Genomic DNA, 24,550 nt, shown 5'->3' with positions numbered 1-24,550 from the left:
TATCATTTAATTTAACTTCTTTTCCCGATGTTTTTCAGGGTTCCAGACAAAGCTGGCAAACCACGAAAAGATATAGGTTAGGCCCAGCACAATAGCCACCAGAATCATAGCTGGTATGCGGTAAATTAAGCTCCACCAGCTCGGACGGCTATCATCTTTAAAGGTCGCAATTTCTGCATCCATCTGAGCAAATTCCTCTTCAATACGATGCGAAACTTTTTCAATACCGTCGTCATTCATGCGCTTAATATCTGAAATATCAATCGGATTTCCAAAGGTCACATCAATCCTATCGTGCTTGAGAAGGCCCTTAATTGAAGTAGGACCCGCATAGGCGGCCGGCATGATTTTGACCTTACTGGTTTTAGCGATAACAGCAACACCTCCTTTAACATCAGAAGAGTGGCGGCTGCCGCTTGGAAACATAATGAGAGAACGGTCGCCCTTTCTAAGCATGTTTACAGGATAGCGGATCGCTTCAGTTCCTGGGTTTTCCCGGTCTATAGGAAAAGCTCCGCACATGCGAATCCACCAGCCAAAGGCACGGTTGCCAAAAAGTTCCTTCTTAGCCATAAAGATAAATTGCTTAGGCCGAGCTGCAAATGCTAGAAAAATTGGATCCCAGAGAGTACGGTGGGGAGCTACCAAAACATAGTTTTCATCTTGAGGTAAGAGCTTCTTTCGATGGTGATAATGAATATTGCCATTGGCAGCCCAAATTAAAAAGACAAGCAAAGAGCGCAGGTAAGTGTAAAACACTGTCAATTCTCCTTTAATTAAGATACAAAGAGCGTTTCAAATCCGTATAAAATAGGAAACTGACGCTGTGTCCCCAAGACACAAGGAAGTTTATCTTTTTTACCAGGATTTTAGCCCGTGTTCAATTTTGATTACATGATAATGATTTCATTATACTAAAAATTTAACGTTTTTAACAGAAGAAATATGACAGAACTGCTCTTTAGTGTATAATAAAAGTGTTTGATTTTAATCAGCCGCAGCAAGTGGTATCCTATGCCAGGGAACATTTATATGTGGTTATTTCCCTTGCCTTTTTGTTATAATAATGCTTATGAAAAATTCTCTTTTAAAAAAGAAAGAGCGAATTGACCAGCTCTTTTCAACTGATGTTAAAATTATTCAAAATAAGGATGTCTTTTCTTATTCGATTGACAGTGTCTTGCTTTCGCGTTTTCCAAAATTCCCCAGCAAGGGGCTGATTGTTGACCTTTGCTCCGGCAACGGAGCCGTCGGGCTGTTTGCCTCAACTAAAACCAAAGCCAAGATCATTGAGATTGAAATTCAGGAACGGCTGGCTGATATGGGAAGGCGGTCTATTGAACTCAATGGTTTAAGCGGGCAGGTTTCTATGGTTCATGATGATTTAAAAAACCTTATGAAGCACGCACCCAGATCACGTGTTGATCTCATTCTTTGCAATCCGCCTTATTTTAAAGCGACAGAGACATCTAAGAAAAATGCCAGTCAGCACTATCTTTTGGCTCGGCACGAAATCACAACCAACCTTGACGAAATCTGTCAGATCAGTCAGCAGGCACTGAAAACCAAGGGACGCTTGGCTATGGTGCATCGGCCTGAGCGTTTTTTAGAGATAATTGACACTTTGAAGCAGTATAAACTGGCTCCTAAGAGAGTGCAGTTTGTCTATCCTAAGGCTAATAAAGAGGCCAATATGCTGCTGATTGAAGCGATTAAAGACGGTTCTCCTGACGGTATGAAGTTTCTGCCGCCTTTGATTGTTCATAAGGATAATGATGATTATACCGACGAGATTCACGATATTTACTTTGGCAAGGATTACAAGGCCTATATGTATGTTCTCAAATGTGCTGACGGCAGCCTCTACACTGGTTATACGACCGATATTGACAAACGTTTGGCCGCCCATCAGGCAGGCAAGGGCGCCAAATATACCAAAGCCAGACTGCCGGTTGAATTGGTCTATGTTGAAACTTTTAACCATAAAAATGCTGCCATGAGTGCCGAAGCAAAATTTAAACAAAAAACACGTCAGGAAAAGCTGGATTATATCGCAAAACATACTAAATAAGACTAGAACAGGCGCACTACGCCTGTTTCTTTCTTAATTGGGTACATCTTTTCCAGAAAAATTTTAGAAAAAATGCACTCACAAAATCAAAGGGCTAAATGTGAACGAGTTTCGCCAGCCTAAATTTTCAAACCATCAAAAATCCAGACTGAAGCGCTTAACAAGATAGTCCAAACATAAAAAAATCTCCTGAAACACATGTTTCAAGAGAGTTTGACTATTTATCTGTCTTTATCCACCTGACAATACCAGCAACCAGCAATACTGTTATTAAACCACAAGCTATAAGTGCTGCTGTACTGGCAACTGTCCCAGATATAGCATCAATTCTATATAGCAACTGCATAATTGAAACGACTGTAAGTATAATCAGCAGCGAGGATTCAATTCTAATCAGGGAAGTCAGTTTATTGTCAACTGTTCGTAAAAAACTAGGAAGCAGCAGTAAAGTAGTAATAATCAAAAATAAATTAGAAAATGTTTCTTCTCCATTATTGAATGGCCAAATCATTAATAAATTAACTATAACATTTAAAGATGAACAAAAAATAAACGACCATTTTTTTGTCATTATCTATACCTCAAATGATTGAAAATACTATCATCAAATCATTTTAATCTAATGTTGCTGCACCGTAACCTATCATTCCACCTGCAGCAGCACATGTAAGTAAATAAGCACCGCCGAGTCCCCATCTAGCTGCCTGACAAACTATAGCATAGCAGACCAACTCCTAAAGCTCCAAAAACCAGTTCAACTAAACCCAAAATTATAGATTGCATTCTGAGCATCTCCAATCTCTTATTCATTTAAACTGGTAAACTAGGGGCTGTGATTGCAAGTCCGGCAAATCTGCCAGAAACACAGCACGAATTACACCACCTGCGATAGCACTCGTAAGACCAAGTATCAAACCACCTCCGTCTGATTCAAAAAGATAAGCGATATCCACTGCCACAAAATCATCAAGGAAATACTGACAAAACCTCTGATAGGAGAATTCATCACTTTGTTACTTTTTATTTATTTTATTCAAAATAATTCGTCCTACAATTGCTGATATAGCACCGATGATTATAAGCACAATATACTTCATAATTAATCTCAATCGCCTCCCGTTATTAAATACCAACTTCCGCTTGCAACGGCACCGTTAATAATACCTGCTGCTTCTGTTTTTTAATGTAAAATGCTGTAGATACAAAGGCCGAGAAAAAGAAACAGGCAAATAAACGAGACAATAATATGTTTACTGCGGTAAGAAATAACTGCTAAAGCACAGAGAACCAGCATCAATAGAAGTCCAGAAAATCTTTCCATGACATTATCCTTCCTTTTCTAAGTCTGTTTTACTTAATAAGCTAGTATAACCATTACAATAAGACGGAGCGAATTGAATCAAAAAACGATACATCACCAGAAGCCACCGTCTCCCCAACCGTTTTTGGCACCAGCATAGGCACCCGAAACGATACCGATTGCTTCAGTCCCTAAGGCTAGGTAGGGCCCTACTGTCGGAATATTCCATAACCACTTAGCAGGTCTATAAGCAGCGGTAGCACCTGTACAAGCTCCCACAAACCCTTCAGCAACAGCCGAGACAAAACCCTCACCTTCTACAGCAGCCAAATAAGCTGCATCCGCTACTTCAAAATTATCAAAGGCCCAGTGACTCTAATGTTACTGTGTTCATAAAATCTTCCTAAAATTTCACAAGATTCCTAATGGAGCAGGAGATGTTTCTAAAAGTTTTCAAAAACTACATGTTCATTTTAACCCCTACTTTTTGCTGATTCAAGGGCAATTCTGTTCATTTAATGAAATCGATAATAAACCATAAAAAAAGAGCAAATTTTCAGACTATTTTCTTAAGCTATTAACTTAATTTGAAATTTATCAAAAAACTCTCCCGAAATACACGTTTCAAGAGAGTTTGACTGCTTATCTGTCACCTTTGTTGCGAATGGTGAAGCCGTTTTTCTTTTCGCTGGAAGTGCGGTGAGGACGTTTATTGCCCTTGTTTTCAAAATCCTTGCGGTTCTTGTTGGATACCCGCTTGAATTCACGGCGGCTTCTGTCACGATTGCGGCCGTCACCGTGATCACGACGGCTGCCGCGGCGGTTATCACGGCGGCGCCCGCCGCTTCCCTTGCTGCCGGCAAATTTAAAGGGCAGCGGCTTCTCACGGGCAATTTCGACCTTAGGCATCATTTCCGGATCCTGAACTGTCAGAGTCAGAATATACTGTGCCAGCTCTTCCGATGAAAATTCAGCAGCTAATTTCTTAGCATCATCAGTGAACTTTTCAAAATTGGAACGGATCTTATCATCCTCAAAGTCACGTTCAATTTTCTTAAGAGCGACTTTTTTAGTAGCATGAAAGGCTTCCTCGGCAGTTGCCGGTTTCATTCCTTTCATACGTTTCTTGGTCAGATTTTCAATGATTTGCAGATAGCCCATTTCATTTGGAGAAACAAAAGTGATGGACTGACCATGCTTGCCGGCACGGCCCGTGCGGCCGATCCGGTGAACATAGCTTTCTGGATCCTGCGGAATATCATAATTGTAAACGTGGGTCACACCTGAAATGTCGAGACCGCGTGCAGCCACGTCTGTTGCAACCAAGATATCAAGATTGTCATTTTTAAAATCACGGAGCACACGCAGGCGTTTGCCCTGATCCAAATCCCCATGGATTCCTTCTGCACGGTAGCCGCGCAGTTTTAAGCCGCGAGTCAGCTCATCTACCCGGCGCTTGGTGCGGCCAAAAACAATGGCAAGATCCGGCTGCTCTACATCTATAAGGCGGGTCATGGTGTCAAATTTTTCATGTTCCTTGACGCGGACATAATATTGATCAACCAAATCCGTTGTCAGTTCTTTAGCTGCAATTCTGACATGCTCTGGCTCCTTCATGAATTTCACACCGATATTTTTGATAGCATCAGGCATGGTAGCTGAAAAGAGCAGCGTTTGACGGCTTTCAGGCACGCGTGAAATAATCGCTTCAATATCCTCTAAAAAGCCCATGTTAAGCATTTCATCGGCTTCATCAAGAATTAAAGTTTCCACATGGTTAAGTTTAAGCGCTTTGCGTTTGATCAAGTCAAGCAGGCGGCCCGGCGTTCCGACAACAATATGAGCGCCTGATTTCAAAGCCTTGATTTGTTTTTCAATACTGGATCCGCCGTAAACCGAACGAACCTTAACTCCCTTTTCACGGCCAAAACGGAACAGCTCTTCCTGACTTTGAACAGCCAATTCACGCGTAGGAGCAATCACAAGTGCCTGCACCAGATTGCTGGCGATATTAATTTTATTTAAGGTTGGCAGGCCAAAGGCTGCTGTTTTCCCGGTTCCTGTCTGAGCCTGACCGATAACATCTTTGCCTTCCAAGGCCAAAGGAATGGTTAATTCTTGGATAGGTGACGGCTCAGTAAAGCCTGCTTTTTCAACGGCAGAAAGAATGTCTTCTGTTAGGTTTAATTCTGTAAATTTCAATGTTTTCTCTTTCTAAAAAGCAGTGCGAAGCTGCTTTATTAAACTTATTAGTATGTGCAACCTAACCATTATAACATAAATAGCGCAAATTGATAGTTTTTTATTTTAGAATAGAACCATAACACGCTTTCAACATAAAAAGCCTCCAGAAGAAGTGCTGTAAAGCCAGCGGAACTTTCCGGAGGTTTGTTGTTAAGCAAAGAGAACATAGCGGCGGATGCCGCTGTAGGAAATGTAGCTGATCCATTGATGGCCGTCGGCCGTCAGAACCTTATCGTAATGAATGGTTTCACCTGCTCTGAATGTGAATTGGGTCGGGCTGGACGTTTTAGCTGCATTTTTAACACTGAGTTCCTTGGTAAAGGTATAAGTTCCCTGAGCCGGAAGTTTGGGTTTTGCTGGTGCTGCCGGAACCGTCTGACCGGAACTGCTGCCGCTCTTTTGCGCAAGCACGGCTATAGGAGCATAGCGGCGGATACCGCTGTAAGATACATAGCTGATCCATTGACGGCCATCTGTTTCTAAGACCTTGTCATAGAAGACCTTATCCCCTTTGTTAAAGAAGAACTGAGTTGGGCTGGACATCTTAGCTGCATTTTTGACATCCGTCTTACCTGTGAAGGTGTAGGTTCCAGAAGCTGGAAGGTTCTTCTTAGCAGGTACTGCTGGAGCTGGCTTAGACCTTTCAACAGTTGTTTCGGCAGATCCGATACCAAGCTGCTGACCGCTGCTCATCAGATAGTAAAGGTGGACATGGTACTTACCAGTATTATTTTTGTGTTCACTGATTTTCACCGTTACCTGATAATTGCCGCCTGCCTTCTTGTCAGCTTTATACCACACAATATCATCCTGACCATTTTGATCGGACCAAACCGGAACTCTGACTTCTTTAATGGTTTGATTGCTTGAAACCTTAGAAATCAGAACATCAAATTGCTGACTGGTCTTATTTTGAATGCTGATGCTGCCAGCTGCTTTCGGAGCTGCTGGTTTTGGCTGTGGTTTTGCTGGTGTGCCCAGTGAAGCGATAACCACATAGCGGCGGATGCCGCTGTAGGAAATGTAGCTGATCCATTGATGGTTATCTGCATTCAAGACCTTATCATAATAAACCTGATCCCCCTTGTAAAAGGAAAATTGGGTCGGGCTGGACATTTTAGGCTGATTTTTAACATCTGCCTGCTTGGTAAAATGATAAGTTCCGGAAGCCGGAAGAGAGGATTTTGCCGCTGTTGGCTTTGGCGCTGCGGGGACGGAAACCGTTACTCCAATCGGAGCATAACGGCGGATGCCGCTGTAGGAAATATAACTTATCCATTGGTGCCCGTCAGTATCCAGAACTTTATCATAATATACCTTATCTCCGGCATAAAAGGAGAATTGGGTTGCACTGGCCATTTTAGGTTCATTTTTGACAGGCGTCTGCTTTTTAAAAGTATAGTTGCCTTGGGGCGCAAGAGAAACTGCTGAAGCGGTCGTCTTCTTTTGAACTGACTGTGCTGAAACACGAGACTGGACAGCCTTTACACCGACCTTGCTGCTGGCGGTGCGGTCTTGTGTGCTGACCGCAGGTTTGCTGCTCGCAGGAGCAGTTTTTTCTATGGGCTGAGCAGCTGACTGAAGCTTATCGCTAACAGCAGGAGTTTTTACACTGCTGACTGATTTTTCAGAGACAGCGGAAGGGGCTCCAAGCGGCTGATTGAGAGCAGCGCTCTTCTTATCTGCAGTGGCTGGCTGCGTGCTGCTTTTTGCTTCAGCCGGCTGGACAGCTTGGACAGCTTCACTTACAGGCTGAGCGGCAACAGATGATGCTGTGCTGTCGCCTTGATTAGCTGTGTTTTCAGAAACAGCTGGCTGAGCAACTGTCGTTTTAGCTGCTGGGAGCGGATTTGTTACTTCATCGGCAGAAATATTTTGAGCACCTAGAAACAAGAGACAGCCAATCAGAACAGAAGCTGCTCCAAATGAATATTTACGAATTGAAAAACGTTGTGCCTGATGATCTAAATAATTTCTTTTCATGATTTTCTCCTTCTATCTCCCTGTGTTTCAGCAGAAACAGCTGTTGGTTAGTAAAACCGCCCGACTGATTTTTTAAAGTAAACAGGTTTTAGATGACTTTTTACATCTTTATTGTAACATAAAAGAAATATAATGCAATGTAATTGTAATGAAAACGAAATATTGTTTGACCTAATCTCACCAATAAGAAAAAGCAGCTGCCTCAACCTTGCTGCCAGCATTCTCACGATGCCCTGCTTCACATCGTTCGTGGACTATAATTATACTTTCACTGACAGCTAAATGAACAAAAGGCCGGAACTTATGTTCCGGTCTCAACTTGAAGACAAAGTCTTTTATGAGACTTTCCTTAGGTGATGCGGACGGCAAAACCAAACGCCAACGCTATGGCTCTTGACTAGGTTTTGCATTAGATTACAGTTAGAAATAGTATCGATTTCTAACTGCAATCGTCGCAGCGACTTCCTTCGGAATTCCATGCCTAAGTCCAAGATGCAAAGGACGTCAGCGGATAAAGGCAAAATAGGGAGTACGACATGGAATCGTTAAGATTCTAGGCGAACTCATCTTTTTGCCACCATCCGCAGCCCGTGTTCAGTTAAGATTTGAGCCTAAGGTCTCAAATCTTCCGAGTGGCAGAAACAAGGGAGGTCTACCACTTTTATCACGGCGGAAATCTCGGATTAAGGCTCGCTTCGCTCGTAAACCAAAGCCATTTAATTGATATTTGAAGAGCTTCAAAGCATGTTTGCATTGAAAAAGGTCTTTGTCTAAGACACATTAGTGTCCCTTCTTCTTTTGACGGCGCTTCTCCTGCTTTTGCCGATACCTAAGCTCTTTGGCCGCTTCACGCTCCTGCCTGCTTTGAGACCTGCGTTCTTTTTTCAGGCTGTCGTGAATTTCCTGCATGGCCACTTGCGCTTTGGTCGAAGCAATCGGTTTTCTTTTAGCCTTATTAATTTCTCGCTGCATGCGCTTGGGATTGCTTTTCTTTGGCGAAAGAGCTGAGCTGTCTGCCTCAATATGTGTGTCAATATGAGCATATCTGCTCTGCCATTTTCCCAAATCTCCATAAATAAAAGCAAGGATATCCTCGTCTTTGGGTTCCTTGCCAAAGACATAGCGAAAGGCCTTGTACCGACCCTTGGTATCAGTATATTCCACCAAGGCCGCCCAAAAGGCACCGTCAAAATAAACTGTCATTTTCATGCCAGTCCCTCCAAACTAAGAAACAAGGAAATTTAGCCCTTGTTCAATGATATATATTTGGTATGGGACGACCTTGGAGGGAAGGTTACTGACATCTGATGATGCTTGCAGACTACCAACTGCAATGTGTTTTTATACCGCTTTTATTGTAACAAAAAAATCAAGCAGGAACAAATTCATTGGGTGCTGCTCATTAAAAAAATATCTAAGGCCTTGGCTGCCCTTATGAAATGGTTAGATAGCGTAAATACTAAGCAAGAGCAGCAAACTGCCTCAATGCATCAAGAGACAGCTGCATTCTCACCTTAAATGAAAAATAAGGCTTTTCAAGCATAACACCCAGAGCCAGAAAACCGGCATAGCAAAAACTATACCGGTTTCTTTTTATATTTAAGGCTGCTTCTTTTTTCGGGTCAAAATGCAGCTATGAAGCTGTAAACCATCTCAACGTCGCTGCTTAATCAGGCAGAAATCGGCTTAATTCCTCAGCGAATTGAGGGTATCTTTGCACAGCAATCTGTGAAAAATCAGCCATAATATCTGATAAGCTGATCTGGGCCATGGCCTTTTCAGCTGCTTCTTGTATTTCTTGATATCTAGCAGTTAAAACCTCTTTAACACCGCTTGCGATGATACAGTCGGCATTGGTATTTCTGTCTACCTGCAGCAAAGTGTTATGGGACGGCAGGCTTTCAAAAATATCTAACAGGGTAATCTCTGAACTGTCTTTTGCCAAGCGCGGCTGAGCCTTACCGCGCTGGCTGATGATTAAGCCGGCTCTTCTCAAATTGCTCATGATTTTACGAACATTGGAAGCATTGGTTTGAATACTGGCCGCAATCATTTCGCTTTTTAAAAAATCAGGATTGCTGGTACAGGACACATAAACCATGATATGAATGGCATCACTGAATTGTACTGACTGTTTCATTTTACCCCTTTCTAAAATTATTTTTTTCTTGAATTATTATACCATAAAAGCCCAAAAAGTTGTATGTATTAAAGGTACATCTATAAGATATAAGAAGCCCTGCTCTCATCACTATTGCTGCATAAGATGGCTAAAAGAGAAACATTTGCGCTCTTCAAGGAAAGCCTTCAAAGCCTGTCCTGCCAACAAGAAAAAGAACTGAAACAATCAGTTCTTAACAGAATGGCTGAGCAGCAAATATTAATCTTAACAAAAGAAATTTTATCCTTAGAAGATTGGTTTACATTTTTTCTTCCAATTCAACATCTGGATATTTATCCGCAAACCAGCGCAAGGCAAAATCATTTTCAAAGAGAAAGACGGGCTGATCAAAACGATCACGCGCCAAGATATTACGGCTGGAGGACATGCGCTCATCGAGGTCTTCTTCCTTAATCCAGCGGACAGTCTTTTTGCCCATTGAAGTCATGACCACTTCTGCATTATATTCATTCTCCATGCGATGTTTAAAAACTTCAAACTGCAGCTGGCCGACAGCTCCCAGCATGTATTCGCCCGTTTGATAATTTGTATAAAGCTGAATAGCACCTTCCTGCACCAGCTGTTCAATGCCTTTATGGAAGGACTTTTGCTTCATGACATTTTTAGCGGCGACTTTCATAAACAATTCTGGGGTAAAGGTCGGCAGAGGTTCGAACTCAAACTTGTTTTTACCAACTGTAAGCGTATCTCCAACCTGATAGGTTCCTGTATCATAAACCCCGATAATGTCGCCGGCAACAGCATTGCTGACATTTTCCCGGCTTTCGGCCATGAACTGAGTGACGTTTGACAGTTTGACACTCTTGCCGGTTCTGCTCAGATTCACTGACATGCCGCGCTCAAATTCACCCGACACAATGCGGACAAAGGCAATCCGGTCACGGTGTCTGGGGTCCATGTTGGCTTGAATTTTAAAGACAAAACCAGAAAAATCTTTGTTGAGCGGATCGATCGTCGTTCCTTCAGTCGTTTGATGCCCATGCGGTTCTGGTGCAAATTCCAAGAAGGAATCCAAGAATGTCTGAACGCCGAAATTAGTCAGGGCAGAGCCAAAGAAAACGGGCGTCAGTTCTCCTTTTAGAATAGCTTCTTTTGAAAATTCATTGCCGGCTTCCTGCAGCAATTCGACATCTTCTAAGACCTGCTCATAAAAAGGATTGTTGGCAAAAAGTTCTGCACCTTTAGCAAAATCCGCAAAACGCTCATCACCCTTATAGAGCTCTAAGCGCTTATTATACAAATCATAGAGACCTTCAAAAGCTTTTCCCATACCAATAGGCCAGTTCATAGGGTAGCTGGCGATACCAAGCACTTCTTCGAGTTCTTCCAGAAGATCAAGCGGTTCCCGGCCGTCGCGGTCCAATTTGTTCATGAAGGTAAAGACGGGAATTCCGCGATGTTTAACGACCTCAAACAGTTTTTTGGTCTGTGCTTCAATCCCCTTAGCCGAATCCACAACCATGACTGCGGCATCCACTGCCATGAGGGTTCGGTAGGTATCTTCTGAAAAGTCTTCGTGCCCCGGTGTATCAAGGATATTAACGCGCTTGCCCGCATAATCAAACTGCATCACAGATGAGGTCACGGAAATGCCGCGCTGCTTTTCGATATCCATCCAGTCTGATTTAGCAAAGGTGCCTGTTTTTTTCCCTTTGACCGTTCCTGCTTCACGGATTTCGCCGCCAAAATAGAGCAGCTGCTCAGTAATGGTCGTCTTTCCGGCATCCGGGTGACTGATAATAGCAAAAGTGCGGCGTTTTTTAATTTCGTCTTGTAAATTCATAGGTCCTCTTTTTACATTTATCGTATACAATTCTTTGATGCTTAGCAGAGATGGAATTATCTAATGATGATCTCTGTTATTTCAGCATACCAACCCTATTAGTATACTTAATTTTCAGCTTTTTTTCAATCATCTTCAAGCCTTCTGCTGCTATAAAAAACAGAAGAGCATCTTTAACGGACTCTTCTGCCTATAAAAGCTTTAAAACACCAGTCTCTTTTTCCTAATCCTTTTAAAAATCTCATCAATCAGCAGCAGCATGGCTATTAAAACCAAGGAAACAGCTAAATACCTCACCCATAAAGCGCTTTGGCTGATAAAAGGGGGATAGCGCAGGAGTCCATAGTTGCCGCCGGTTATTTTGTTGATAAAAACCAAAAAAAGATTGAGCCCCAAGGTATAAACAGTTATGCTGCGCCGGCTGAGCAGACGGCTCTCATAGTGATTGAACAGATAAACCAAACCATTGACCAAAAGAACATAATGGCCGATAATAAACGAAAAAGCTGTGATATGAGGAAAAGTGTAGGCATCCATAATGGGATAGCCTAGAGCAAAGATGGCCCCGCTTGCCCCCATCAAAGCAAAGTACTGCTTGAGCTTGGTCCCGTCAGGCAGCAGCAAAAGAGCAAACATAGCCAGCCTGCAATGATAGAAGGGCAGACTGTTAGAAAGAGGAATAGCTGCAAACCAATACCAAGCATAGAGCGCTGTCAGCTGAAAAGCCTGAAAGAATTTAAAGGTTCTGACATAAACAGGATTTTGGTAATATTTGGCAGAAGTATAAATCAATAAAAGCAGTGCAGCCATCATCACCAGATACCACAAGAGGGAAATCTCAGGCGGCTGTGTCTGCTGGGAGGTAATAAATGCCTTCATCATAAACTTTCTTTTCATTTTTATGAGCAGCTGGGCTTACGCTCTCAAATTCTGCTGCTTCAGATCTTGATTTTCTTCGATGCTATACGATGTTTCCTCAGGAACTGCAAAGTAATTAAACAGTAAAATCGTGCAGATGCCAAGACTGACACCGTAATCTTCGATCATCGCTATCAGAAAAGCGGACAGAATCAAGATGAAATGATAGAGGGTGAAACGTTTCTTTAGGGTCTGAAGGCCGATCATAATTGGAAACAGCAGATAAACAAGTATTCCCTGACGCATGAGAGAATCAACATAATAATTCTCATTAAAAATTCTAGCTCCGTTTGCATAGTGCAAATCCGGAACCCGTCTAGGTAAAAACTTGAAACCGTAAGCCTTGATATAAGCATGAGCATTTTTCGGACGGCCGGACAGTATTGAATTTAAAAAATCAAAAACAGACGACTTAGCTTGGTAAAAATAGGAAATCAGAGTACCAAGCACAAAGACCGCGACAATTGATTGAAAGACAAATTTTCCTGATATCTTGTAAGCCAGCAGCTGCTTTTTAAAGAGGGAAGTAACCAAGATCACTGCAAAAATAAGAAGACCTGTCCGTGAATCTGTAATTGAAAAAACCAGAAGTCCCAAAACAATCAGCCATAGAATTTCAGATATTGGCACTATTTTTTTACGCATGAGCGAAAAATCATAAAACAAACTTATGATAAACATGCTTAGGGAATTGGGATGCATAAATCCATAAGAGTGGCGAACCAGGTGCTTTGCAGGCCTATAAAGGGTAACATCTGGTATTTTGCCATTGATGTAAAACAGCAAAATTCCGATAGCTAACAGAATTTTGGCATAAAAAATAATGGTAACAAGATTGGACTGCTTGGGATCAACCGAAACGGACAGCAGGAAAAAAGACAGTAAGGAAAAATCCGGAGCAAAATCTATCAAATAAAATTCAGAAGGCAGCAAGACCAAACAGATACCTACTGCAATTACGGCAAATAAGCTTTCCTTTGACCACTTATGCAAATAAAGATGCCAGATAAAGGTCACAAGGCTGAGCAGCAGAGAAAACAAGGTAAATTCTACATAAGTATCATCTACCATATAACGTTTAAAAGAGTATGTATAAACGACAGCTATGAGTGCAATTGTATAAAAACATTGGTAAACCTTATTTTTATTTTCTAAGAAAAAGCGCCACTCTTCTTTTATTAAATTCATTTTTTTCTCCAAAAAAGCCTTCTATCATCAAACTGGACTGCCGCCTGAAAATGAAGTTAAGCAGCAGCTAATCTGTTTCCAAAAATTCTACGACCTTGCCTAAGTTCATTGAATTTGACCCTTTAAGCAAGATTTGATCCTCAGGCTGCAAGACTTCTTTAATCCGTTTGAGCAGCTCTTCAAATTGATTCTGATCTTTTGTCTTTTTGAAATAATAAACCTTGCCCAACGGAAATATCTGACTGGCTAACTGGGCCAAATCAGCAATATCGTCCCCGTAAAAAATCACAGTATCCAAAACATCCGGATTCAGACTGGTAATCAAATTGGTATGCATCTGAACAGAGTCCGGACCCAGCTCTTTCATATCTGCCAGAACGGTGATTTTTTTACCGCCTTCATTACTTGGAATCGCCGAAAAAGTTTCCAAAATCAAGCGCATAGCCGTCGGATTAGCATTGTAGACATCTGAAAGAATGTCGGCACCGTTGGCAGCTTTTTTCCACTCGGTACGGTTGCGGGTCAGCTGCAGTTCAGACAAGGCAGCAACAATCTTTTTTTCCGGCACATTCAGCAGCTTGCCCACATAGGCGGCAATCATAGCATTGGCGGCATTGTACTTGCCGGTAACAGGCAAGGTGATCCTCTGCTCCAAGAAGTTAGTGCTAAAGGTCAGAAAATCTTTGTGCTCTTCTAATTCTGTCACATAAATATCTGCGTCAGAGCCAAAACGAATAACCTTTTGATTATCCGGCAGGAATTGATTGATAATCTTGTCGGCCGGTGCAATCAAAATACCATGGCCGTCCATTCCTTGTGTAATCTGCATTTTTCCTTGGGCAATCTTTTCCCGGCTGCCGAAGAATTCTAAGTGCGCCTCACCAATCAGTGTCACCACAGCGATGTGCGGATGAGCCAGATTAGACAAGAGTGCAATATCACCAAGGTGGTCCTGTCCCATTTCAAGAACGATTTTTTCGGTATCATCCGGCATGTGCAAAACCGTATAGGGAAGACCGATTTCGTTATTGTAATTGCCTTGGGTCTTATAAGTTTTATAGGTGCTGGCCAAAATATCTGCAATCATGTCCTTGGTCGTTGTCTTGCCGTTTGAACCTGTCACAGCAATCACATCAACACGCATTTTTTCCAGATAATACTGAGCCAAATCCTGAAAAGCTTTTAAGCAGTCATCAACCAAAATGTAGGGCTTTGTGTCAGCCAAGTCTTTTTCTGAAAAAACGGCAGCAGCGCCGTTTGCAAAGGCGGTGTCAATAAAATCATGGCCGTCACGTGCGCCCTTAAGCGGCAAAAAAAGATCGCCTGGCGCAATTTTCCGGCTGTCAAATTCAATCTGATGAAGAGCAAGGTCTTCAAAATGGGTCACATCATTTTTGGCGCCAACAGCTTTGGCGGCCTCATATAAACTTAATTTCATTTATAAATCCTTTTTAGGAAAATTCTAAAATCACTACGCCCATTATACCATAAATACTGGCCAACAAATATCTTTATGATATAATATTATATTATCCGCTGATTAAGTGAATGTTCATTGCCTATGCGGCAGTATGCTGCAGCCAATCTAAAAATCAGAATCAGCCCTTGTTTCTGGATTTTTTTGGGCTGAGGCAATCACTTTCTGACTGGATAAACAAGCAAAGTAATTTGCACAGAGTAGATGGTTTGCGTCAAGTGTGTGTGAATGGGATGTTGTCACACAACGAAGCTAACGCGCGGTAAATCATTGCATCCGCTGTTTTCAAGTTTACTTGATGAACAGCTCCATTTATATTAAGGAGCAACTATGTTATCATTTTTCAAACTTCCCCAACTAACTGTTCAGCGTCTGGTCACCCTTGCTATGGCTATTGCCTTGTCCTTTATCATGGGAAAACTATCCATTCCCATTATCCCCCAGCAGCTGGCAATCAGCCTGACCTTCATTCCCAATACGATTATCGGAATGATTGCCGGGCCTGTTTGGAGTTTCATAGCTCTGGGACTGCTTGACATTGTGGACACTCTCTCAGGCAATGCCGGCAATTTTATCATCTGGTGGACTCTTGTAGAAGCCTTTCAAGGTCTGCTGTACGGCCTTTTTTTCTATGGAAAATCCCTAAGCTGGATTTCTCGGAAAGACTGGTTTCATGTCAGTCTGGCAACGACTGCTATCATGCTCGTCGGAAGCTTCATTTTTACACCATTGCTCATCCAAATTTACTACGGTGTACCCATTATTGCTCAGTTTATCGCTGGCCGCTGGTTAAAAATCTTTGAGATTCCCATTCGTGTCCTCGTGATTATGGCTGTTATTCCGCAGCTGCAGCGAATTCCTGAACTACAAAAACTAATGCATAAAACATAATTATAAAAATAAAAATCAGAGAACCATCCCATCTCTGATTTTTTATTTTACTCCGCCTAAATTAAATGGCTTTCTCGCTTGGCAAACATTTCTTTTGCCAGCTGGACTAATGTTTCAATTAACTTCGGATAAGTAAGTCCCATATTTTCCCAAAGCAATGGGTACATGGACCACTGGGTAAAGCCGGGCATGGTATTTAGTTCATTGAGAAAAATATCTCCCTCAGCTGTCAAAAAGAAATCACAGCGCGATAAGCCGCAGCCTCCTAAAGCCTTGAAAGCTGCCGCAGCGTATGAGCGCATTTTTGCGGCCGTGCTGTCATCAACATCTGCCGGAATAGCCATGGTAATTTTATTGTCAATATACTTAGCTTCGTAATCATAAAAAGCAACATCTTTGACCACTTCTCCAGGCAAGGTTGTCTGAACATCCTTATTTCCCAGAATACCGACTTCGATTTCACGCGCATTGACACCTTGTTCAATCAAAATGCGGCTGTCATATTTCAACGCAAGTTCAATTGCTGCCCTCAGTTTTGCTTGATGACTGGCCTTAGAAATGCCCACGCTTGAGCCCATATTAGCCGGCTTGACAAAGACTGGATAAGTCAGTTTAGCTTCGGCCTCAGCCAGCTTAGCCTCTACATCTTCTCCTTCAATAAAGGTCACATAGGCCACCTGAGGAATAGAGACACTTTCTAAGACTTGCTTGGTTGTAATCTTGTCCATGGCTAGGCTGGAAGTCAGCACATTGGTCCCCACATAAGGCATCTTTAAAACTTCCAAGAAACCTTGAACTGAACCATCTTCCCCCATCGGTCCATGAAGAACAGGAAAAACGACAGCTCCTTCTTCATAAATATCACTAGGCTTGATTTTTTGAGAAAGAACAAGAGTGTCATTGGTCATTAATTTTTCTGAATCTGAGGGCTGACTGCTGAATTCCTGAGTCTTTATAAAATCACCTTTTTGAGTGATGAAGTAAGTTTTGACCAGAAATTTATCATAATTCACTGCCCGCATAACGCTCTCGGCTGAGAGTACCGAGACATCACGCTCAGCAGAACGGCCGCCATATAACAAAATCAGTGTTTCTTTTGACATAAATTACCTTTTCTATTTTCTCATTTTTCATTTATCATATCATAAAAAAAGAACCTTTTCAAAAAATATTGAAAAGGTCAGATTGAAGAAAAAGTCAATTTTTATCAAAAGAACTATTGTGTTATGATACTTTCCTTAGGTAGCACGGACGGCAAAACCAAACGCCAACGCTATAGCTTTTGACTAGGTTTTGCATTAGACTGCCGTTAGAAATAGTATCGATTTCTAGCGGCAATCGTCGCAGCAACTTCCTTTGGAATTTCATACCTAAGTTCAAGATACAAAGGGCGCCTGCGGATAAAGGCAAAATAGGGAGTACGCCGCGGAATCGTTAAGATTCTAGGCGGACTCATCTTTTTGCCACAATCCGCAGCCTGTGTTCAATTCGCCTATTTTTCTTATAGATTGTGAGTTGATACTATCCTAAGATGTGTGTGCTTGTGAAATGCTAACTATAGAGTTTGTCTGCAAGCTGAAGGTTCTTTTTAGCAATTGACCAAGCAAAAATCTGCCGGAAAAAGGCGCCACTATAATTCTGTTCTGTTTTCGATGGCACGCAGGAGGGTTACTTCGTCAGCGTATTCAATATCAGAACCGACTGCCAGCCCGCGGGCCAGCCGCGTGACCTTGATTCCAGCTGGTTTTAGCACTCTGGAGATATACATAGCCGTTGCTTCTCCATCCGCTGTTGCATTGGTGGCGATAATAACTTCAGTAATGTCACTATTATCCCGCAAGCGCGTCAAAAGGCTTTTCAGATTAATATCATCCGGACCAATACCGTTCATGGGAGAGATAAGCCCATGCAAAACATGATAGAGGCCATGATATTCCTGGATTTTTTCCATGGCCGACACATCCTTGCTGTCTTCCACCACGAGAATGGTCGAATCATCTCTGCTGTCATCTGTACAAATGCTGCAAGGATCATCATCGGTCAGATTGCCGCAGACTGAACAATAGGTCAGCTCCCGCTTAGCAGCCAGAAGATTTTTGGCAAAATCATTAACATCTTCATCGCTCATGCCAATTGTATAGAAGGCCAGACGTGTCGCCGTTTTAATCCCAATTCCGGGCAGCTTGGTAAAGCTTTCAATCAATTTCGCTATGGGAGTTGGGTAAAGCATTCTATTTTCCTCACTGTTTCATCGGATTCATTTTATGATAAAGGTTGATAATATCGCGGGTAATGGCATGGCTGGTTGTCCCGTGCAAGTCCGTTTCATGCGGCAGGACGACAGCTACAGCGACCTGCGGATTATTGCTGGGAGCATAGGCGACAACATTCAGGTTGGATGTGTAGACAGATTTACCGTCTTCACCGGTCACATAGGCTTCGGCCGTTCCGGTTTTAGCAGAAATAGGAACGCTGGCACCGTTGGCAAGAGTTTTCCCTGTCGCATAGCTGCCGCCATTAACAACATTATAGAAACCATCTTTGATGATAGCCATGTTATCACTGGAAATCGGCACCTCATTTAAGACCTTGGTATCAACAGACTGAACCAGCTTGCCCAAACCGCCGGTCTTGTTGTTATCATAAATTCCTTCCACCAAATGGGGAGCGATGCGCTTGCCGCCGTTAGCTACAGTAGCAGCATACTGAGCCAGCTGCATGGCCGTATAGTTGTCAAACTGACCGAATGATTCTGTCAGAACATTGGCAACATCAAACTTATCCGGTGTGTAGCCTTTGGATTCTCCCGGAAGGTCAATCTCAGTTGCCACACCGAGGCCGTACTGAGCATAAGCCGTTCGCAGTTTTTCCATGGCACTCTCATAGCCCTCTGACGACAGCGTCATACCGCTGTGGTAATCCTGTCCCATCAGCTTTAAGGCCAGCTGAACCATGTAAGTATTGGACGAATATTCCAAGGACTGGCTGGCAGTCAGCGGGATTGAGCCATTGGTAAACCATGATTTGATCGGGTTAGAGCCTGCAAACTGGATGGCTTGGTCATTGATGACCTGATTGCCTGACAAGACACCATTTTCCCAGCCGGCCGTTAAGGTAGCTCCTTTAACCACAGAACCGGGGGTGAAAACTTCTGTAATGGTGCCCAGCGCATTGGAGGAAACCTCTCCTGATTTCAGGTCGTGCTCAAGGCCGGCCATAGACAAAACAGCGCCTGTATTGGGATTTAAGACAACAGCATAGACACCTTCGGAATACTTGGTGTTTCCGGCTGCTAATTCTGACTTAAAGTATTGGTTGAGAATCTGTTCAACACCCTTTTGAAACTCAAGATCAATCGTCAGCTTCAAATTTTTGCCTTTGGTTCCTTTGGCGGTGGTTTTATTGCTGACAATCTTTCCTTCTTTATTAACTTTAATGGACTGAATAGTTCGGCTGCCCTGCAGGTAATCCTCGTATTGTTTCTCTAAGTAAGAAGTTCCGACGCGGTCATTCAGCGAATAACCCTTTTTGACATAGTCACTTGCTTCCTCAGCAGGAAGGCCCGTTTTCTGGCTGGAAACCTTACCGATAATGGAGGTAATTGAATTCTTATCGGCCTTACGCTCCCAGTCCGTCTTCACAGAAATACCTTCCAAATCTGACTTGCTGGTTGCCAGCACAGCAATTTGTTCGGCCGTCAAATCTCCCGTTGTCAAGGAGGCCGTGTTAAAGACCGATGTCGCATTCATCTGACTGAAAATATAAATGATTTTTTCTTCATCTTCAGAATAATTAATTGCACTGTCCGGAACAGCCTTGACCGCATTGGCATAGATATCTGATTCCTTCAGATTGTTGCCGAAATTATCATATTTTTTCTTATCCGGCAGCTTCTTAACCACTTTTTGATAGATCTTAGGATCCGCCAAATAATAATCTTTTTTCTGACGCTTGGTGACCTTGTTTTCAGTCAAAGTGACCATGCCTGCTAATTTCTGGGCATTCTTTTTAATATCCTCAGCAGTCATCGTGTTGCTTCTGGTGAAAGCAACAACTTCTTTGACCTCATTTTCAACCAAAGGAACGCCCTTAGCGTCATAAATCTGACCTCTGGGACTTGACGTCTTGATCGTATAATTCGTTGATTCTGTTAACTTGGCCTTGTAAAATTTAGCGTCGTAAATCTGCATCTGTGCTAATCGTAACAGCAAGATTGTAAACAGAGCTACAATAAAGAAAAATAGGAGATTGATTCTGTTTGAGATAAGAACAAAGGTTCTGGACTGATTCTTCTTAGGTTTCTTGAGTTTACGTACCATTTTTCCTCCTATTTTTTATGAAACTACGTCTTTTATTTTATCATAATTTAGATGAAAACTTGTGACTTTTCTTCAAACAGAGCAAAATTCCTGCAAAGAAAAAGCAAGACAGGAACTCAGTAAAACTAATCTTATCATCCCTGTCTTACTTATACAGCTGCCGGCAAAGAGGCTTTGGTTTGCTATAGAAAATGAGATTGGAACTCAGCCAATCTCATTTCTTTTTCTTTAAACAAACAATCTAAAAATTATTCTCCGAGGTAGTACTCAGCAGTCACGTTCAGATTTTCGTCAAATTCAAATACCAATGGTGGGAAATTAGGAATTTCAACACCCATAATTTCATCATCTGATAATTGTTTGATGTGCTTAACAAGGGCACGGATCGAATTACCGTGTGCACCAACGAAAACATTTTTACCGTCTTTAAGTGCCGGAGCAATCTTATCTTCCCAGAATGGAAGAGCACGTTCAAGCGTTACCTTCAGGTTTTCCGCATCCGGAACGACAGTATCGTCAAGATTTGCATAACGGCGGTCTGTATGGGCAGAGTATTGGTCGTCTTTAGCCATAGCCGGAGGCAAAACATCATAAGAACGACGCCAAATGTGAACTTGTTCATCACCGAATTGTTCAGCAGCTTCAGCCTTATTTTTACCAGTCAAACCACCATAGTGGCGTTCATTCAAGCGCCATGATTTTTCAACCGGCACCCAAAGCTGATCAGAATATTCAAGAGCTAAGTTAGTTGTTTTGATGGCACGTGTCAAAACTGATGTGAAGGCAAGGTCAAATTCAATTCCTGCTTCCTTGATCAATTTGCCGGCATCAATCGCCTGCTGGGTTCCTTTATCTGAAAGGTCAACATCAGCCCAGCCAGTGAAAAGGTTAGCCTTGTTCCATTCTGATTCACCGTGACGAGCAAATACTAATTTTACCATTAATGTTCTCCTTTATTTTTGACCAATGTCAAATAGTTTACTGTTTTATTTTACAAAAATATCGTGAAAAAATCTACTGCATTTTCTAAAAAGATTGAAATCTTCTGTTTCAAAAGCAAAACGAAAGTTCTAAAATGACATCAGATCAAAAAGTAACCATTTAAACTCTAAAATATTAATGCAAAAGAGAATAAGCAAATAAAGCCATCAAAACGATGGCACAGATAAATGAAATCATAATGTTTTTACTGCGGTAAGAAACCAGTGCTAGTATACACAAAACAAGCAATACTAAGATAAATCGAATTATGTCCATAAACTAACATCATCTTTTTATTATTTTTTACAATTCATTAGACTTAGAAGCATTATGAAAACAAGGCCTCCAATGGCTCCAATAATATAATATTCCATATTTATAAGCCTATCTTATTAAAAATTTCATTCACCTATTACTTTTTAAGTATATGACAATAACAAAAAGAGATTGCAATATGAGCAAAGTAAATATAATTAACTTGGCGTCATTGTTGGGAATCAATACACACAATAAAGCTAGGAATATATAACTTAAAAATATATAGCGTCGATATTTCTCTAAAAACATAAGCAATCCTATTAAATCAATGGCCCACATTTATCATAACTTAATCCGGCCATCATACAGGCAAAGCCAGTACTCGCACCTACAGCTCCTGCTCCAGATACTGTTCCAAAGACAGGCACAGTTACCGTACCAAGCCCTGCACCTACAGCCGCTCCGCCAATGAATTCAAAAGCGGCTCCCGCAAGGCCTAGTAACAAACCTTCCCCTTCAGCATCCGAAAGAACAGCCATATCTGCTGCCTCAAAGTTGTCAAAGGCCATTTATTGTGTTCTTTGTCTAAACTTCTATCAGCTTGCAGCAAGCTCTTGAAGCGTTAATTTAGTATTTGAAAATTATTTTAACATTTGATGTTTCTAAATCAATACTATTTGACCGAATTTAACATAACTGTATATTCTATGAAAAAACGTAAATTTTCCGAAAAAATATGGTAATAAAAAGAAACCGACACCCATAAGGAAGCCATAAAATCATAAGAAGATTCTCAAATAAGCTTGCGGCTGCGTATATCTAGTGTTACAATAGAAAAAATTTAACTTTTTGGAGGTCACATGGTTTCAACTCACACAACAATCGGCTCTTTTGATTTTGATAATTGTCTGATGAATGCTGCCGGTGTCTATTGCATGACGCGTGAAGAATTAGACGCTATTGAACAGTCTGCGGCAGGGTCATTTGTGACTAAAACCGGCACTCTTGAAGAGCGTGCAGGCAATCCTGAACCGCGCTATGCCGATACGGTTCTAGGTTCTATCAACTCAATGGGGCTTCCCAATAAAGGGTTCCAATATTATCTGGACTATGTCATTGAGCTGCAAGATCAGCCGGGCAGCAAAAATCATTTTCTCTCGCTCGTTGGTATGTCACCGGAAGAGACCCATACAATTTTAAAAGAGGTTGAAGCCAGCAGCTACCAGGGCCTGGTCGAACTCAATCTTTCCTGCCCCAATGTTCCCGGCAAACCGCAGATTGCCTATGATTTTGAGACAACCGATCAGATTCTTGCAGAAGTTTTTTCATACTTCACCAAGCCTCTCGGTGTTAAGCTGCCGCCGTATTTTGATATTGTGCATTTTGATCAGGCAGCCGCGATTTTCAATAAATACCCTCTCACCTTTGTTAACTGCATTAACTCCATCGGCAATGGATTGGTCATTGAGGATGAAACAGTCGTTATTAAACCCAAAAACGGCTTTGGCGGACTTGGCGGTGACTATGTCAAACCAACAGCTCTGGCCAATGTTCACGCATTTTACAAGCATCTCAATCCGTCAATTCAAATTATCGGTACAGGCGGTGTCAAAACAGGCCGCGATGCTTTTGAACATATTCTCTGCGGTGCCAGCATGGTCCAAATCGGAACAGCGCTCCACCAAGAAGGCCCGCAAGTTTTCGAGCGCATCACCAAAGAATTAAAAGATATCATGACAGCTAAAGGTTATGACAGTCTGGAAGATTTCCGCGGCCAGCTGAACTATATAGACTGACCTTTATAAGAACCGGCTTCCTTAAAGAAGGCGGTTCTTTATTTTCCTCTTTCAGCAGTACTTCTGCTATAATGAAAGCAAGAATCAAAAGGAGGAGTTAGATGTCAACATTATTATCACCTGCCCAAGTCGCAGGGCTTTCACTAAAAAACCGAGTGGTTATGCCGCCCATGTGCATGTACGCTGTTGAAAAAGAAGATGGAAAAGTCACACCCTTTCACCATACACATTACGGTTCCCGCGCTATCGGCCAGGTTGGCTTGATTATTTTAGAGGCAACAGCCGTAGAACCGGACGGCCGTTTAACAAATAATGACTTAGGTATCTGGAGTGATGACCATATTGCGGGACTGAAATCTTTGGTGGATGAGCTGCATGCTTTTGGTGCCAAAGTCGGTGTACAGCTGGGCCATGGCGGTCGAAAAGCCGCTGACGCTATCGATAAAATTGCCCCGAGTCCTATTGCCTATAATCAAGAGTACGGAAAGCCGCGCGAAATGACGGCGGCAGATATTAAGCGAGTTCAAAATTCTTTCGCAGCGGCAGCCAAACGCGCCCAGGAAGCCGGCTTTGACTTGATTGAACTGCATGGAGCTCACGGCTATCTCATCAATCAATTTTTAGAACCTCTGACCAATCACCGCAAGGACAGTTACGGCGGCAGTCTGAAAAATCGCTACCGCTTTGTTCAGGAAATGCTGCCTCACATTAAGGCTAATTTTAAGGGGTCTGTCTGGATTCGCTTATCATTAACGGCTTATGATGAGAGCGGCACACAAAATACCATTGAAGACTGGCAAAATATCGGACGCTGGCTGGAACGCGACGGCATTGACTGTATTGATGTTTCAACTGGCGGCCTGCTCGATGTCCGTCCAAACATTCCCGTTTACGGCGGCTATCAGGCACCTTACACCAGCCGCATGAAAGAAGCTGTGTCCATTCCTGCTACTGCTGTCGGTCTGCTAAATTCTCCAGAATTAGATGAATACCTCTTGCAAACCCAGCAGGCTGACCTGATTGAAATCGGACGCGGTCTGATTCGAAATGTTAATTGGCTGGCAGACGCTGCAGCAATTTTGCACGACCACCAGTTTAAGGTTTACAATAATTCCTATGAACGCGGACAGGTCAAATAAAATGAAAAGCACCTACAGTT

At 42.3% G+C, this 24,550-nt stretch carries 19 protein-coding genes, 2 pseudogenes and 1 riboswitch; of the genes and pseudogenes, 4 read left to right on the top strand and 17 right to left on the bottom strand.

Features of this window, described 5'->3' with window-relative positions:
* Nucleotides 1-6 precede the first annotated feature (6 nt).
* A complete protein-coding gene (locus BMI76_RS02620; protein ID WP_075346055.1) occupies nucleotides 7-759 on the bottom strand; it encodes a 1-acyl-sn-glycerol-3-phosphate acyltransferase in 753 nt (250 codons plus the stop codon).
* A 313-nt stretch (nucleotides 760-1,072) separates the two neighbouring features.
* On the opposite strand from BMI76_RS02620, the gene BMI76_RS02615 reads away from it, so the two are divergent.
* Entirely contained in the window at nucleotides 1,073-2,071 is a 999-nt protein-coding gene (locus BMI76_RS02615; RefSeq protein WP_075346054.1) for a GIY-YIG nuclease family protein, read from the top strand.
* A gap of 217 nt (nucleotides 2,072-2,288) precedes the next feature.
* Here the strand turns inward: BMI76_RS02615 and BMI76_RS02610 are convergent, their stop codons facing one another.
* The 11 genes and pseudogenes from BMI76_RS02610 to murF all read right to left on the bottom strand — a co-directional run bounded on the left by BMI76_RS02610 (nucleotide 2,289) and on the right by murF (nucleotide 15,107).
* Nucleotides 2,289-2,642: a hypothetical protein gene (locus tag BMI76_RS02610; protein WP_075346053.1), complete on the bottom strand. Its 354-nt coding sequence runs from the start codon at nucleotides 2,640-2,642 to the stop codon at nucleotides 2,289-2,291.
* Between the two features lie 43 nt (nucleotides 2,643-2,685).
* Nucleotides 2,686-2,766, bottom strand: a pseudogene (locus tag BMI76_RS10965) (bacteriocin-type signal sequence); the annotation flags it as partial.
* A 719-nt stretch (nucleotides 2,767-3,485) separates the two neighbouring features.
* Nucleotides 3,486-3,765, bottom strand: a pseudogene (locus BMI76_RS02600) (hypothetical protein).
* A gap of 248 nt (nucleotides 3,766-4,013) precedes the next feature.
* A complete protein-coding gene (locus tag BMI76_RS02595; RefSeq protein ID WP_075346051.1) occupies nucleotides 4,014-5,573 on the bottom strand; it encodes a DEAD/DEAH box helicase in 1,560 nt (519 codons plus the stop codon).
* 192 nt (nucleotides 5,574-5,765) lie between these two features.
* The gene (locus tag BMI76_RS02590) at nucleotides 5,766-7,598 is read right to left on the bottom strand and encodes an SH3 domain-containing protein (protein WP_075346050.1); all 1,833 of its coding nucleotides are present in this window, start codon (nucleotides 7,596-7,598) and stop codon (nucleotides 5,766-5,768) included.
* A gap of 780 nt (nucleotides 7,599-8,378) precedes the next feature.
* Entirely contained in the window at nucleotides 8,379-8,807 is a 429-nt protein-coding gene (locus BMI76_RS02585) for a YjdF family protein (protein WP_075346049.1), read from the bottom strand.
* Between the two features lie 457 nt (nucleotides 8,808-9,264).
* Complete coding sequence (locus tag BMI76_RS02575) at nucleotides 9,265-9,738, bottom strand: Rrf2 family transcriptional regulator (RefSeq protein WP_075346047.1); 474 nt, start codon at nucleotides 9,736-9,738, stop codon at nucleotides 9,265-9,267.
* A 280-nt stretch (nucleotides 9,739-10,018) separates the two neighbouring features.
* Nucleotides 10,019-11,563 (bottom strand): peptide chain release factor 3, encoded by a 1,545-nt coding sequence (locus BMI76_RS02570; protein WP_075346046.1) that lies wholly within the window; start codon nucleotides 11,561-11,563, stop codon nucleotides 10,019-10,021.
* A 201-nt stretch (nucleotides 11,564-11,764) separates the two neighbouring features.
* Nucleotides 11,765-12,442, bottom strand: a complete 678-nt coding sequence (locus BMI76_RS02565; protein WP_075346045.1) for a TIGR02206 family membrane protein — start codon at nucleotides 12,440-12,442, stop codon at nucleotides 11,765-11,767.
* Between the two features lie 36 nt (nucleotides 12,443-12,478).
* A complete protein-coding gene (locus BMI76_RS02560) occupies nucleotides 12,479-13,669 on the bottom strand; it encodes a hypothetical protein (RefSeq protein ID WP_075346044.1) in 1,191 nt (396 codons plus the stop codon).
* A 67-nt stretch (nucleotides 13,670-13,736) separates the two neighbouring features.
* Nucleotides 13,737-15,107: a UDP-N-acetylmuramoyl-tripeptide--D-alanyl-D-alanine ligase gene (murF, locus tag BMI76_RS02555; RefSeq protein ID WP_075346043.1), complete on the bottom strand. Its 1,371-nt coding sequence runs from the start codon at nucleotides 15,105-15,107 to the stop codon at nucleotides 13,737-13,739.
* Between the two features lie 233 nt (nucleotides 15,108-15,340).
* Nucleotides 15,341-15,430, top strand: a riboswitch (THF riboswitch).
* Nucleotides 15,431-15,476: 46 nt separating this feature from the next.
* Between murF and BMI76_RS02550 the strand changes: the two genes are divergently transcribed.
* On the top strand, nucleotides 15,477-16,037 hold the full coding sequence (locus BMI76_RS02550; protein ID WP_075346042.1) for a folate family ECF transporter S component: 561 nt from the start codon (nucleotides 15,477-15,479) through the stop codon (nucleotides 16,035-16,037).
* Between the two features lie 56 nt (nucleotides 16,038-16,093).
* Here the strand turns inward: BMI76_RS02550 and BMI76_RS02545 are convergent, their stop codons facing one another.
* The 5 genes from BMI76_RS02545 to BMI76_RS02525 all read right to left on the bottom strand — a co-directional run bounded on the left by BMI76_RS02545 (nucleotide 16,094) and on the right by BMI76_RS02525 (nucleotide 22,164).
* Nucleotides 16,094-17,140, bottom strand: a complete 1,047-nt coding sequence (locus BMI76_RS02545) for a D-alanine--D-alanine ligase (RefSeq protein ID WP_075346041.1) — start codon at nucleotides 17,138-17,140, stop codon at nucleotides 16,094-16,096.
* Nucleotides 17,141-17,667: 527 nt separating this feature from the next.
* Complete coding sequence (gene recR, locus BMI76_RS02540) at nucleotides 17,668-18,267, bottom strand: recombination mediator RecR (protein WP_075346040.1); 600 nt, start codon at nucleotides 18,265-18,267, stop codon at nucleotides 17,668-17,670.
* 10 nt (nucleotides 18,268-18,277) lie between these two features.
* A complete protein-coding gene (pbp2b, locus tag BMI76_RS02535; RefSeq protein WP_075346039.1) occupies nucleotides 18,278-20,356 on the bottom strand; it encodes a penicillin-binding protein PBP2B in 2,079 nt (692 codons plus the stop codon).
* 248 nt (nucleotides 20,357-20,604) lie between these two features.
* A complete protein-coding gene (locus BMI76_RS02530; RefSeq protein ID WP_075346038.1) occupies nucleotides 20,605-21,297 on the bottom strand; it encodes a phosphoglycerate mutase in 693 nt (230 codons plus the stop codon).
* Between the two features lie 618 nt (nucleotides 21,298-21,915).
* Nucleotides 21,916-22,164, bottom strand: a complete 249-nt coding sequence (locus tag BMI76_RS02525) for a hypothetical protein (RefSeq protein WP_075346037.1) — start codon at nucleotides 22,162-22,164, stop codon at nucleotides 21,916-21,918.
* A 291-nt stretch (nucleotides 22,165-22,455) separates the two neighbouring features.
* On the opposite strand from BMI76_RS02525, the gene BMI76_RS02520 reads away from it, so the two are divergent.
* Nucleotides 22,456-23,391, top strand: coding sequence for a dihydroorotate oxidase (locus BMI76_RS02520; protein ID WP_075346036.1), 936 nt, complete (start codon nucleotides 22,456-22,458; stop codon nucleotides 23,389-23,391).
* A 101-nt stretch (nucleotides 23,392-23,492) separates the two neighbouring features.
* Nucleotides 23,493-24,530, top strand: coding sequence for an NADPH dehydrogenase (locus BMI76_RS02515; RefSeq protein ID WP_075346035.1), 1,038 nt, complete (start codon nucleotides 23,493-23,495; stop codon nucleotides 24,528-24,530).
* The last annotated feature ends 20 nt before the right edge of the window (nucleotides 24,531-24,550 follow it).

The organism is Streptococcus sp. 'caviae' (genome assembly GCF_001937065.1).
In the GTDB taxonomy this organism is placed as follows: Bacteria; Bacillota; Bacilli; order Lactobacillales; family Streptococcaceae; genus Streptococcus.
Note: the sequence above shows the minus strand (reverse complement) of the source record. Positions and strands in the feature narration are given on the sequence as shown.